This window comes from Stenotrophomonas maltophilia, assembly GCF_001676385.1.
Taxonomy (GTDB): domain Bacteria; phylum Pseudomonadota; class Gammaproteobacteria; order Xanthomonadales; family Xanthomonadaceae; genus Stenotrophomonas; species Stenotrophomonas maltophilia_J.
Genome location: NZ_LYVJ01000010.1, coordinates 117,707 through 131,092, shown reverse-complemented (window position 1 = coordinate 131,092; position 13,386 = coordinate 117,707). Strand labels below are relative to the sequence as shown.

General features: G+C 66.1%; 10 protein-coding genes and 1 riboswitch. Of the genes, 7 read left to right on the top strand and 3 right to left on the bottom strand.

The genetic code is table 11. The features are described from left to right. Positions 1-7: 7 nt before the first annotated feature. A riboswitch (SAM riboswitch) is annotated at positions 8-126 on the bottom strand. A gap of 147 nt (positions 127-273) precedes the next feature. The 4 genes from A9K58_RS14040 (at position 274) to A9K58_RS14025 (ending at position 5,735) form a co-directional block, all read left to right on the top strand. Beyond that, on the top strand, positions 274-1,158 hold the full coding sequence (locus tag A9K58_RS14040; protein WP_065199916.1) for a M23 family metallopeptidase: 885 nt from the start codon (positions 274-276) through the stop codon (positions 1,156-1,158). Between the two features lie 67 nt (positions 1,159-1,225). After that, a complete protein-coding gene (locus A9K58_RS14035) occupies positions 1,226-2,830 on the top strand; it encodes a peptide chain release factor 3 (RefSeq protein ID WP_065199915.1) in 1,605 nt (534 codons plus the stop codon). A gap of 209 nt (positions 2,831-3,039) precedes the next feature. Next, complete coding sequence (trhA, locus tag A9K58_RS14030) at positions 3,040-3,678, top strand: PAQR family membrane homeostasis protein TrhA (protein WP_065199914.1); 639 nt, start codon at positions 3,040-3,042, stop codon at positions 3,676-3,678. A gap of 83 nt (positions 3,679-3,761) precedes the next feature. Then, complete coding sequence (locus tag A9K58_RS14025) at positions 3,762-5,735, top strand: AsmA family protein (RefSeq protein WP_065199913.1); 1,974 nt, start codon at positions 3,762-3,764, stop codon at positions 5,733-5,735. 200 nt (positions 5,736-5,935) lie between these two features. On the opposite strand, the gene A9K58_RS14020 is transcribed toward A9K58_RS14025, so the two are convergent. Genes A9K58_RS14020 through mtgA form a run of 3 tightly spaced genes read right to left on the bottom strand, consistent with a single transcriptional unit; the run spans position 5,936 to position 8,148 of the window. Then, positions 5,936-6,367, bottom strand: coding sequence for a CBS domain-containing protein (locus tag A9K58_RS14020; RefSeq protein WP_065199912.1), 432 nt, complete (start codon positions 6,365-6,367; stop codon positions 5,936-5,938). Then, positions 6,327-7,346: a glycosyltransferase family 2 protein gene (locus A9K58_RS14015; RefSeq protein ID WP_065199911.1), complete on the bottom strand. Its 1,020-nt coding sequence runs from the start codon at positions 7,344-7,346 to the stop codon at positions 6,327-6,329. Before A9K58_RS14015 ends, A9K58_RS14020 begins: the two co-directional genes overlap by 41 nt. A gap of 58 nt (positions 7,347-7,404) precedes the next feature. Continuing rightward, the gene (gene mtgA / locus A9K58_RS14010; RefSeq protein ID WP_065199910.1) at positions 7,405-8,148 is read right to left on the bottom strand and encodes a monofunctional biosynthetic peptidoglycan transglycosylase; all 744 of its coding nucleotides are present in this window, start codon (positions 8,146-8,148) and stop codon (positions 7,405-7,407) included. Between the two features lie 78 nt (positions 8,149-8,226). Here mtgA and hslO point away from each other — a divergent pair, with 78 nt between their 5' ends. The 3 genes from hslO to A9K58_RS13995 all read left to right on the top strand — a co-directional run bounded on the left by hslO (position 8,227) and on the right by A9K58_RS13995 (position 13,291). Further along, positions 8,227-9,120 (top strand): Hsp33 family molecular chaperone HslO, encoded by an 894-nt coding sequence (gene hslO / locus A9K58_RS14005; RefSeq protein WP_065199909.1) that lies wholly within the window; start codon positions 8,227-8,229, stop codon positions 9,118-9,120. Positions 9,121-9,236: 116 nt separating this feature from the next. After that, positions 9,237-10,085 (top strand): XOO1806 family protein, encoded by an 849-nt coding sequence (locus A9K58_RS14000; RefSeq protein ID WP_065199908.1) that lies wholly within the window; start codon positions 9,237-9,239, stop codon positions 10,083-10,085. Positions 10,086-10,450: 365 nt separating this feature from the next. Beyond that, the gene (locus A9K58_RS13995) at positions 10,451-13,291 is read left to right on the top strand and encodes a TonB-dependent receptor (RefSeq protein WP_065199907.1); all 2,841 of its coding nucleotides are present in this window, start codon (positions 10,451-10,453) and stop codon (positions 13,289-13,291) included. Positions 13,292-13,386: the final 95 nt, after the last annotated feature.

The following is a 13,386-nucleotide window of genomic DNA, read 5'->3' as shown; positions in this document are numbered from 1 at the left end:
ATGGTTCGAACCATCTTCCGGTGGACGCGACGGTCCCCGCAGGATTTGGCACCTACGCCGACGCGTGTGCGCCTGCGGGCTGCCCCGGCTTCAAAGGGCCTGTCCCTCTGCCGGTCTCGATGGTGAAGCCACGATGCCAGCCCATCGGAGCGCTGTCAATCCCTTCATGCGGATAAAGAGATGGATATTTCCACCTTCAATCCGTGAAGGCGGTACCGTCCACCCTGTTCAGCATCAGGTACAGTTCCTGGCGACCTGCCATTGGAAACTCCGATGCCCCGCCTGCCCCTGACCTGCCTGCTGCTGCCGCTGCTGGCCAGCACGACAGCCAGCGCCGGCGACTGGCGCCAGGGATGGGGACTGGTACCCCAGGCTGCTCCCGCTGCGGATTCCGGGTCCGCACGGAACGCCGCGCCGATGGCCCAGTTGCGCCTGCAGCCGATCGGCGAGCATTGGCAGGCCCGGATCGACAACGCCCTGGCCGGGCCGTTGCAGATCGAACTGCGCGCGGCGCCCGGCCACCCGGTTGAAGGACTGCCGGTGCAATCGCTGATCCAGGGCGACAGCAGCCTGGTGGTCGGCCATCTCCCGCCCCCGGTCAATGGCCGCACCCTGGACCTGCACCTGCGATCGGTGCCGGGCAACCCTGCCGCACAGGCCGAAGACGTGGCCTATCGCCTGCCCTTCGATGTCCCCCGCCTGCGCGTGGACCAGGCGCCACAGGGCCGGTTCAGCCACGATGACGACGAGAACCGCGACGCGGTCGACTTCGCGTTGCCTCAGGCCACTCTCGTGCTGGCCGCGCGCGAGGGCACGGTGATGCAGATCCAGGACGGCTTCCACGGCAACGGCCTGGACCGCGAGCGCGATGGCAGCCGCGCCAACTTCGTCCGTGTGCTGCACAGCGATGGCAGCATGGCCCTGTATGGCCACCTGCTGGCCGGCGGCATGCGCGTGCGCCGTGGCCAGGCGGTGCAGGCCGGGCAGCCGATCGGCCTGTCCGGCAACAGCGGCTACAGCAGCGGCCCGCACCTGCACTTCGTGGTGCAGGTCAACCGCGGCATGGGCCTGCGCTCGGTGCCGGTGCGCATCTTCACCGCGCAGGGCCAGCTGCAGTTCGCCCGCCAGGGCGAACCCGAGGGCGGTACCGGGCGCTGACCGGCGCCGGCCGGTATAATCGCGCGCTTATCTCTTACAAAAAGCGCCCCGGGCGGGCGCCACTGCCATGTCCGAAGTCGCCACCGAAGCGTCGCGCCGCCGCACCTTCGCCATCATTTCCCATCCTGACGCCGGCAAGACCACGCTGACCGAAAAGCTGCTGCTGTTCGGAGGCGCGATCCAGATGGCCGGTTCGGTCAAGGGCCGCAAGGCTGCCCGTCACGCCACCTCCGACTGGATGGCGCTGGAAAAGGAGCGCGGCATCTCCGTCACCTCGTCGGTGATGCAGTTCCCGTACGAGGGCAAGATCGTCAACCTGCTCGACACCCCCGGCCACGCCGACTTCGGCGAAGACACCTACCGCGTGCTCACCGCGGTGGACTCGGCACTGATGGTGATCGACGTGGCCAAGGGCGTGGAAGAGCGCACCATCAAGCTGATGGAAGTGTGCCGCCTGCGGGACACCCCGATCATGACCTTCATCAACAAGCTCGACCGCGAGGGCAAGGACCCGATCGAGCTGCTGGACGAAGTGGAGACCGTGCTGGGCATCCAGTGCGCGCCGGTGACCTGGCCGATCGGCATGGGCCAGCGCCTGAAGGGTGTGGTCCACCTGCTGACCGGCGAAGTGCACCTGTACGAGCCTGGCCGCAATTTCACCCGCCAGGACTCGACCATCTTCCCGTCCATTGATGCGCCCGGCCTGGCCGAGAAGATCGGCGCACAGATGCTGGCCGACCTGCGCGACGAACTGGAACTGGTCCAGGGCGCCAGCCACCCGTTCGACCTGCAGGCCTATCGCGACGGCAAGCAGACCCCGGTGTTCTTCGGCTCAGGCGTGAACAACTTCGGCGTGCAGCCCCTGCTGGACTTCTTCGTCGAGCACGCACCAGCCCCCCAGGCGCGTTCCACCACCGGCCGCGAGATCGCCCCGGAAGAGAACAAGCTGACCGGCTTCGTGTTCAAGATCCAGGCCAACATGGACCCGCAGCACCGTGACCGCGTGGCGTTCATGCGCGTCTGCTCGGGCCGGTTCAGCGCCGGCATGAAGACATTCCACGTGCGTACCGGCAAGGAAATGAAGCTGGCCAACGCGCTGACCTTCATGGCCAGCGACCGCGAGATCGCCGCCGAGGCATGGCCGGGCGATGTGATCGGCATTCACAACCACGGCACCATCTCCATCGGTGACACCTTCACCGAAGGCGAAGCGGTCACTTTCACCGGCATCCCGAACTTCGCCCCGGAGCTGTTCCGCCGCGCGCGGCTGCGCGATCCGCTCAAGCTCAAGCAGCTGCAGAAGGGCCTGGCCCAGCTGTCCGAGGAAGGCGCAACCCAGTTCTTCCGTCCGCTCACCAGCAACGACCTGATCCTGGGCGCGGTCGGCGTGCTGCAGTTCGACGTCGCGGCCTACCGGCTGAAGGACGAGTACGGCGTGGAGGCCACCTTCGAGCCGGTCAGCGTGACCACCGCGCGTTGGGTCCACTGCAGCAACGAGAAGAAGCTGGAAGAGTTCCGCGAGAAGAATGCGCTGAACCTGGCCCTGGATGCCGCCGGCCACCTGGTCTACCTGGCGCCGACCCGGGTCAATCTGCAGTTGGCGCAGGAGCGCTCGCCGGACGTCCGCTTCTCGGCCACCCGCGAAGCAGCGCATACCATTCCGGCGGGCTGATGCCACGGGGCCGGCTCCCTTTCCGCATGGGATGGGCTCCGGCCCCAGCAGCATCATCGGGCATTCATCCACGCATGGCGCGGATCGACTGCGGATTCGGCGTTGGCCCCCGATTCACCAATCATGCGGTGACGGGCGTGCACCTGGCGGCCATCGCGGCGATGATAGGGGGACGCGGGTCCCCCTCCCCGCGAACGATGCCCATGCCCATGTCCACCACGTCCATTGCTTCGATCCGTGAAGAAATCGCCAACGCCCTGACCCATGGCTTGGGCGCGGTATTCGCGCTGGCAGCAAGCGCAGTGTTGATCACGCTGGCTGCGATCTACGGCGACGGCTGGCAACTGGCCAGCGCGATCGTATTTGGTATCGCTCTGCTGCTGCTGTACACCGCCTCGACCCTGTATCACGCCATCCAGCATCCGGTCGCCAAGGGCCGGTTGAAGGTGTTCGACCACTGCGCGATCTACGTGCTGATCGCTGGCACCTACACCCCGTTCACCCTGATCGGCCTGCGCGGTCCGTGGGGCTGGGGCCTGTTCACCGCGATCTGGGCGCTGGCGCTGGCCGGCGTGGTGTTCAAGCTGTTCTACACCGGCCGCTTCAAGGTGCTTTCAACGGTGATCTACATCGCCATGGGCTGGCTGGTGGTCGTGGCGATCAAGCCGATGTGGGCCTCGATCGACGGCGGCACCCTCGCCTGGCTGTTCGCCGGCGGCCTGTCGTACACGCTGGGCACCTATTTCTACCACCGTGAATCGATCCCGTACTCGCATGCGATCTGGCACCTGTTCGTGATCGGTGGCAGCGTCTGCCACTTCGTCGCGGTCACCATGCAGGTCCTGTAGGCAGCCGCACGAACGCGGCGCGTGCACACCATGCACATGGACGCTTCGCGCCCCCTCCACGATGAGGGGGCAACCATGGCGGCGTGAATGCTGCCGCCTCCCCTGCTGCAAAGCGCACGCCCCGCTGGCACCTGCGCCGCCCCGGCCCACGAGGCCGGCGCTGGCTGACGATCCTGATCTTCCTGCTGGCGGCGATCCTGCTGCTGATCGCGTTGTGGGACTGGAACTGGTTCAAAGGCCCGGTCGAGCGCGCAGTGCAGGCACGCACCGGCCGTGCGCTGCACATCGGCCACCTGGATGTCGACCTCGGCCGCACCAGTACGATCCGCGCCGATGCGGTCACCTTCGCCAATGCCAGCTGGGCGAAGCAACCCGATATGGCCACGGCAGACCGCGTCGAGATCGACGTACGGGTGTGGTCCCTGCTGCGCGGCAGCATGCAGCTGCCGGAAGTGCGCCTGACCCGGCCGGATGTGCTGCTGGAAACCGCTCCGCGCAAGGGCGAACCAGGCAACTGGGATTTCCTCGGTAATCGCGCCGGTGGCACAAGCCCACAGCTCAAACGGCTGCGCATCGATGACGGTCGCCTGCAGTTCCTCGATGCGCTCGGGCGCACCGATATCCGTGTGGACGTGCGCAGCGGCCAGCCGAAGCAGGCCGACGCTGCGCCACCGCTGCGGGTGCAGGGTGAAGGCCGCTGGCAGGGCAATCCGTTCACTCTGCGCGGCGGCACTGAATCACCACTGGAGTTGACCGACAGCGACCACCCGTTCCGCATCCACCTCGACGGCCGGGCCGGTGCCACCCACGCCGTCGCCAGCGGTACATTGACCAATCCATTCCAGCTGCGCGTGTTCGACCTGCAGTTCGCGCTCAGCGGCCAGGACCTGGCCGACCTCTACCCATTGCTTGGCATCGCCATTCCGCCCTCCCCGCCCTACGCGCTGCACGGCCGCCTCAAGCGTGAGCACAACCTCTGGCGCTACGAGCGGTTCACCGGCAAGGTCGGCGACAGCGACCTCGGTGGCGACCTGCAGTTCGAAGTGGGCGGCGCGCGGCCGCGGTTGACCGCCACGCTGGAATCCAGGCGCCTGGACTTCGATGACCTGGCCGGCTTCGTGGGCGCCCCGCCGAGAACCGGTGGCGGCGAAACCGCCAATGCAGAGCAGAAAGCCGAGTCCGCACGGCTGGCCACTCGTGCGCGCGTGCTGCCCGATACGCCCTACAGCCTCGGCAAGCTGAGGGCGATGGATGCCGACGTGCGCTGGAAAGCCCGTCGCATCAACGCACCCTCGTTGCCGCTGGATGACATGGACGCGCACCTGCTGCTGGACGACGGACTGCTGCGCCTGGATCCGCTGAACTTCGGCGTGGCCGGTGGCGATATCCGCAGTACGATCCGCATGGACGCGCGACAGCCGCAGATCAGCACCGCGCTGAAGGCGCGCGTGCGCGGCGTGCAGCTGGGCCAGTTGTTCCCGGATGCGAAGCTCGCCGAGCAGGCCAAGGGCGGCATCGGCGGCGAGGTGGACCTGAGTGGTCGCGGCAATTCGATCGCCGCGATGCTCGGCAGCAGCAGCGGCAAGGTCGGCCTGGCGATGGGCCGTGGCCATGTCGGCAACCTGGTGATGGAGCTGGCCGGCCTGGACATCACCGAGTCGCTGAAATTCCTGGTGACCGGCGACAAGCAGATCCCCCTGCGCTGCGCCTTCGCCGATTTCGGCGTGCGCGACGGCCTGATGACCAGCCAGGCGCTGGCGGTGGATACCACCGATACGATCCTGATCGGCGAAGGCACGGTCAGCCTGCGCGACGAGACCCTGGACCTGCTGCTGAAGCCACGCCCGAAGGACAGGAGCATCCTCGTGCTGCGCTCCCCGTTGCACATCGCCGGCACCTTCAAGGACCCGTCGTTCCGCCCGGACTTCAAGGCGCTGGGCATCCGCGGCGCCGTAGCCCTGGCACTGGGCAGCATCGCCCCGCCGGCGGCGCTGCTGGCCACCATCGAGCCGGGGCCGGGCAAGGACGCCGACTGCGGAGGGCAGTATGCGAAGTAGGAGCGTTCGTTCGTGGCGCTTGGATTGATCGTGGTCCGAGGGGGGGTGACGCAGGCCGGACCGCGGAGCGGGGTTTACGGCGTGTCCTGCACGGCCATGCCCTCCGCCCCCCGGCGCATCAGATAGGCGCTGCTTTGGCTTTGGCTTTGGGCTTCAAAAAGCGGGCCGGCGGGCCGCAGGCCCGCCAGCGACACACACACTCATCCCGCGACGATGTACTGCTGCAGCTGGTCCAGTTCGCGCCGCTGCGCATCGATCACCGACTTCACCAGGTCGCCAATGGAGATCACCCCCAGCACCTGCGCGCCCTCCACAACCGGCAGGTGGCGGATGCGGTAATCAGTCACCAGCTGCAGGCAGTGCTCCACCTGCTCGCCCGGAGACACCGTCACCACCTGCGCCGTCATGATCTCGGCAACCGACGTATCGCGCGACGAACGATCACGCAGCACGATCTTGCGCGCGTAATCACGCTCGGACAGGATCCCGACCAGCCGTGGCCCGTCCATCACCAGCACCGCACCGATGCCCTTTTCCGCCATCAACCGGATCGCATCGATCACCGCCGCATCCGGCGCGACCGCATGTACTTCAGGAGACTTGCCGTCCAACAGTTGCCGTACCGTCGTCATCTGCCTGCCCTCCCAGGGTGGGTTGCAGGGCCGAGTCTGCCACGCCGGATGCTAGCCACGCGTCAACCAGATACAAGGGGCGCTGCTTCGACTCCTCGTACAGCCGCCCCAGGTATTCGCCGATCAGTCCCAGCGCGATCAGCTGCACCCCGCCCAGGAACAGGATCACGGCCATCATCGTCGGCCAGCCCGCCACGCGGTCACCGTACAGCGCCGCCTTGGCGATCACCCAGACACCGAACACAAACGCCACGGCCGCCGTGACCAGCCCGAGATAGGTGGCCGCACGCAGCGGCACGGTCGAGAACCCGGTAATGCCTTCCAGCGCGAAGTTCCACAATCGCCACAGGCTGAACTTGCTGGTGCCGGCCACGCGCGCGTGGCGGTGGTAGGGCATGGCAATCCGCTTGAATCCCACCCAGCTGAAAAGCCCCTTCATGAAGCGATGGCGTTCACGCATCCCACGCAGCGCGCTCAGCGCACGCGCCGAGAGCAGGCGGAAATCACCGGTGTCGGCGGGGATCGGCGTACGCGACAGCCGCCCCATCACCCGATAGAACATCGCGGCCGTGGCGCGCTTGATCCAGGCTTCGCCATCGCGGGCCATGCGCGTGCCGTAGACATTGTCATATCCCTCGCGCCAACGCGCGACGAACTGTGGCACCAGCTCCGGCGGATCCTGGCCGTCGGCATCGAGAATCATCGCCGCACCTTCGCGCACCCGGTCCAGGCCGGCAGTCAGCGCCGCCTCCTTGCCGAAGTTGCGGGACAGCTTCAGGGCGGACACACGCGCATCGGACTGGGCCAGGCCGGCGATCACCTCCCAGGTGCCGTCATGACTGCCGTCATCCACATACAGGATGTGGCCCTCGACGTCGGGCATGCCATCGAGTACCGCGCACAACCGCGGATGCAGCAATGGCAGTGCGAGGGCCTCGTTGTAGGCGGCGATGACAAGGGTGAGCCGTTCGCGGGTCATGCGTCGATTGTACGTTGCCTGCTGGCATGCCGGCCCCACCGCGCCAGGCAAGGCCCCCTCAATCCTGCGAGAGGTAGGCCGCGCCGCCCAGCTGCCGCGCCTGGCGCTGGATCCACGCCGCACGCCGCTGCACGTACGGCCCCGGCGCTGCCGCGTTGTAGCGGCGCGGTGCCGGCAGCACCGCAGCCAGGCGCGCGCTCTCGGCCGGGCTCAACCTCGATGCATCCTTGCCCCAGAAGGTGCGGGCGGCCGCCTGCGCGCCGTACACCCCGTCGCCGAACTCGGCGATGTTGGCGTACATCTCCAGGATCCGCTCCTTCGGCCACAGCAGCTCGATCAGCACCGTGTACCAGGCCTCCAGGCCCTTGCGGATCCAGCTGCGGCCCTGCCACAGGAACAGGTTCTTGGCCACCTGCTGGCTGATCGTGCTGGCGCCCCGCAGGCGCCCGCCCCTGGCATTGTGGTCGCGGGCCTTTTCGATGGCCTGCAGGTCAAAACCGTTGTGGTCGGGGAAGCGCTGGTCTTCGGCGGCCACCAGCGAGATCGGCAGGCTCGGCGCCATCTGGTCCAGGTCGCGCCATTGGTAATGCAGGCGATAGGACCAGTCGCCCTCGCCCAGCGCTTCGCCATAGCGCCACAGCATCACCATGGACACCGGAGGGTCGAGGAAGCGCAGCACCAGCACCTGCAGGCAGCTGAAGGCCACCAGCAGCACCGGCAGCCACAGCAACCGCTTCCAGCGCCAGCGACGACGGCGCGGCACCGGCGCCTCCACCTTGTGCGGCTCTCCCCCTGACCCCATTACTGGTGCATCCTTCTTCATGCCTGGTTGTCGGCGCATTATCCGGCAACCGCCCTCGTTTACGCGCGATGTGAGCCGATGACCGCCAACCCCGATTCCCTGATCCGCTTCCTGCTTCCCGACGCCGGCGTCCGTGGCGTCCACGTGCGCCTGCAGGCCACCTGGCAGGAAATCCTGTCCCACGCCCGGTACCCGGACACCGCCGCCGAACTGCTTGGCGAGGCCTGCGTGGCCTCGGCACTGTTCACCGGCCACACCAAGATAGATGGCCGTCTGTCGATCCAGCTGCGCAGCAGCACCGCCCTTCGCACCCTGTTCGCCGAGTGCACCGCTGCGGGCACGCTCCGCGGCATCGCCCAGCTCAGCGAAGACACCGACGCGCCGCGCGACCTGTCCAGCCTGGGCGATGACGCCCTCCTCGCCATCACCATCGAAAACCCCGGCCTGGACCCGCGCGAACCCCAGCGATACCAGAGCCTGGTCGCGCTGACCGCTCCGGAGCTGGACGAGGCCTTCGAGGACTATTTCCGCCAGTCCGAGCAGTTGCCGACCCGCCTGCTGCTGGCCGCCGACCGCAACGGTGCCGCCGGCCTGCTGCTGCAGAAGCTGCCGGGCGACGAAGGCGACGAGGATGGCTGGGCCCGCACCAGTGCCCTGTTCGAGACTCTGGGCAAGGCAGAACTGCTGGCGACCCCAGCCGGGCAGCTGCTTCACCGCCTGTTCCACGAAGAGAAACCCCAGCTGATGGGCGAAAAACCGCTGTCCTTCGCCTGTTCCTGCTCCCGCGAGCGGGTTGCATCGATGCTGCAGTCGCTGGGCGAGGACGAGGCACGGGCGGCGGCTGAGGGCACCGGCGCGGTGGAAGTCCGTTGCGAATTCTGCGGACGGGAGTATCACTTTCCTTTGACGGAGTTCGGCATACTGTTTCACAGTGCCGAGGGGGCCGTGCCGGCACCTGAGCGGCTGCAATAGTCAGCTGGTCTTGAATCTGGGGGGATCAAGGCTTGTTAAGAATTCATAAACACCCTAGGATCAAGTCCCCGCTCCGGCGGGAACTTCCGCTGTCCGTCCCTGTCTGAACTGGTCCGATGCGTACCTTCCTGCGTCTACCGCTGGCCCTGCTGATCGCCCTTGGCGCGATCACGGGCGCGCATGCGCAGAGCAAGGACACCCGGACCGTGCTGCCGGTGTGGAACAAGGGCAGCGGCAAGGTCGAGGCCCTGCTCTATCTGGAACCCACCGGAGAACAGGCAGCAGGCGCGCGCTGGCATTTCGGCCGCAATTCGCTGGATGCCGCCTTTGGCCTGTCTTCCGGCGACTCGCTGGGCCTGCTCTGCAACAGCAGCAGTGGGACCAGCATGAGTGGCCTGGCCAGCCATTGCATGCTGGCCAGCCTGGGGGACGACGACGATCTCAACAGCCGCCGCTTTACCGGCACTGCGGCCCTGAACCGTGGCAACAGCCGCCTGGGCATCACCGCCGGCAGTGGCCGTGAGACGCTGCCGGCCTGGTTGGCGGGCCCGAACAGGACGCCAGCGCTGCGCGCCGAGCAGAACGACCTGACCGTGTTCGCGCAGAAGAATCTCGGGCGCGAAGGATTCGTGTCCATCGCCGGCACTTACGCCAAGGCGCGCCTGGTACCGCTGGCGGATGCCGCACCGGCCATCGCCGACCGCTGGGACAGCAAGAGCCTGAGCATCGGCGCCGGTTACGGCAATTTCTCCGGCAGCATCATCGGCCGCGTGGTCGACGTGCCGGGCAAGCCCGGCAAATGGGAAGGCCTGGGCATCGGCCTGACCTGGCGCACTCCGTGGTCCGGCCAGCTCACCGTGGGTGCGGAGAACGTGATCAGCCGGGGCAAGAATCCGTTCTCTCCGCGCAACGAGAGCAACGACGACGGCACCGTGCCGTATGTCCGGTACGAGCAGGATCTGTAGATCCAGGCACACCCTCCCGACCGACAGGGATCGCAGCATACGGGCGCCTCGGGCGCCCGTCGTGTTTTGGGACCCGCCAGCGGGCCGCTCGCTGCGCTCTGATACGTAGCGACATAAAAAAAACGACAACATTTCTCTGGGCGAGCTGCGCTGCCGGCGCCTTGGCTTGCGCCAGATGAGTGCACAACTCGTTGATTTTCTTGCGATTCAATCTGAAATCGCAGGAAGCACAGCGTGAATTAACGGAGCTTTAATTTCTGGGAAAGGGCGGCTACTATCGGTTCAGCCTCGCGTTATTTGGAGCGCCTTTTCGCTCCGCACGCAGGCAATCACCCAGCCAAGATTTCCTTGGAGAGAGAGAGCCAATGAACCGCAGGAACCACAAGCTGCGCGATGCAATCGCGCTGGCCCTGGCCGCAACCGCCGCTGCTACCGGCGCTGCACACGCCCAGGAAACCCAAACCCTCGACAAGATCGAAGTCACTGGTTCGCGAATCAAGCGAGCCGATCTGGAGACTTCGCAGCCGGTCTTCACCATGAGCCGCGAGCAGATCGCCGCGCAGGGCCAGACCTCGATCGGCGACATCATCCAGAACATCAGCGTCAACGGTTCCAGCCTCAACAGCACCTATAACAACGGTGGCAACGGCGAGACCCGCGTGAACCTCCGCAACCTGGGTTCCAACCGTACCCTGGTGCTGGTCAACGGCCGCCGCTGGGTTGGCGGTACCGGCCTGGGCGGTGCAGTCGACCTGAACACCATCCCGACCGCCGCCGTCGAGCGCATCGAAGTGCTGAAGGACGGCGCGTCGACCATCTACGGTTCGGACGCCATCGCTGGTGTGGTCAACATCATCCTGCGGCAGAATTTCGACGGCGCCGAGGCCAATGCCTACTTCGGCCAGTACGACAAGGGCGACGGCTCGCGCGAATCGTACGACTTCACCATCGGCTCGAGCGGTGAACGCTGGCACGCCACTCTGGGCGTCGGCTACGTGAAGGAAGAGCCCGTCTGGGCGGGCGACCGCAAGATCTCGGCGGTGCCGACCTACGGCGCGCTGCCGAATACCGGCAACAGCTCCACCACGCCGGGCGGCCGTTTCGGCTACTACGGCCAGACTGGCGTTGACGACGAAGGCAATCCGGTCTTCGGCTCGACCCGCCCGAACGGTTCCGAAGGTTATTTCGTCACCGGCGACGGTGGCAGCACCTGGCGCAACTACACCTCGGCCGACAGCTTCAATCACGCCCCGGGCAACCTGCTGGTCACTCCGCAGGAACGCACCTCGGTGTTCGCTGACGCTGGCCTGTCGATCACCGACAACGTCCGCTTCAAGACCACGGTGACCTACAACGAGCGCAAGTCCGAGCAGATCCTGGCTGCCATGCCGATCGTGCTGGGTCGCGCGGCTCCAGGCACCAACGGCGCCAACATCGTCATCAGCGCCGACAACATCTACAACAACACCGGCCGCGACATCAACTACATCCAGTATCGTGCGATGGAGACTGGTGGCCGCATCTACAAGCAGAACGTCAAGACCTACGGGTTCAACGGCGCATTCGAGGGTGACTTCGAAGTCAACGGCCGGTTCTGGAACTGGGAAGCCGGTATGTTCTACGGCAAGAACGACCAGACTGACATCACCAGCGGCTTCTTCAACATCTCGGCGCTGCGCAATGCCCTCGGCCCGTCGTTCATCGACGGCGACGGCATCGCTCGCTGCGGTACCGCTGGTAACGTGATCGATCGCTGCGTGCCGATGAACATGCTCAGCGGCCCCGGCTCGCTGACCAAGGAGATGATCGACTATGCCGGCTTCACCGCGCACGACGTCTACGGCTACGAGCAGAAGACCTATTACGGCAGCATCGGCGGCGAGCTGTTCGACCTGCCGGGTGGCGCATTCGCCTTCTCGCTCGGTGTCGAGCACCGCAACGAATCGGGCTTCGATGATCCGGACGCCCTGATCAACTCCGGTGATACCACCGGCAACGCCCGTACCGCCACCAAGGGCGGCTACAGCCTCGACGAGGCCTATCTCGAACTGGCCATCCCGCTGCTGTCCGGTGTCACCGGTGCCCAGCTGCTGGACTTCTCGGTTGCGACCCGCTTCTCGGATTACAGCAACTTCGGCAACACCACCAACAGCAAGTTCGGTTTCCGCTGGAAGCCGATCAACGACCTGATGGTCCGCGGTAACTGGTCGCAGGGCTTCCGCGCTCCGTCGATCAGCGAGCTGTATTCCGGTGTCAGCGATACCTTCGAAGACGTCGCCGATCCGTGCGCCGGCTCCGTGGAAGGCGTTCCCAACCCCGCCAGCCCGGCCAGCTGCGCCGGCGTGCCGCGCTACCCGCAGGCGAATTCGCAGATCCGCACGACCGTTGGCGGCAACACCCAGCTGGGCCCGGAGACCTCCACCTCCAAGACCCTCGGCTTCGTCTACAGCCCGAGCTTCGCACCTGGCCTCGACGTGTCGGTGGACTGGTGGAACATCAAGATCGAGGACGCGATCTACGCCCAGACCGCCCAGCAGATGCTGGACGCCTGCTATGAGAAGGGCGTGACCTCGCTGTGCAACGCGATCACCCGCGACAACACCGGCCAGATCTCCAACATGCTGGCCGTGTCGAACAACGTCGGCACGATGGAAGTGGAAGGCTGGGACGTCACCCTGGGCTACCGCCTGCCGGATACCCGTTTCGGCAGCTTCAACTTCATCCTGGATACCACCTACACTTCGAGCTACACGATCGAAGACCCGGTGACCGAGGGCTACAACCGCGTCGGCAATTACCTGGATCGCGACAACTACTGGCGTCTGCGCTCCAACCTGCTGGTCAACTGGCAGCTGGGTGATTTCGGCGTCAATGCCTCGGCACGCTACTACTCCAGCCAGGTCGAGGACTGCACCGGCTCCAACTACACCGGCGGCGCCAACGGCAACTTCGGCCGCCTGTGCTCGGATCCGGACCACATCGGTCGCGGCGGCGAGCCGGATCCGCAGCGCCACATCCCGAGCGTCACGTACACCGATCTGAGCGCCTACTGGAAGACCCCGTGGAACGGCCAGATCACCGTGGGTGTGAACAACGCCTTCGACCGCGATCCGCCGAAGTCGTACACCACCTTCGCCAACTCGTTCGACCCGCAGTACGAAATCCCGGGCCGCTTCTTCTACATGCGTTACAACCAGAAGTTCTGATCGCAACCATGTAGTAGTGGCACGATGACCGCGGCCCTTCGGGGCCGCGGTTTTTTTGTGGCACCTGCGCCGTGCAACGAAAAAACCGCGGCATT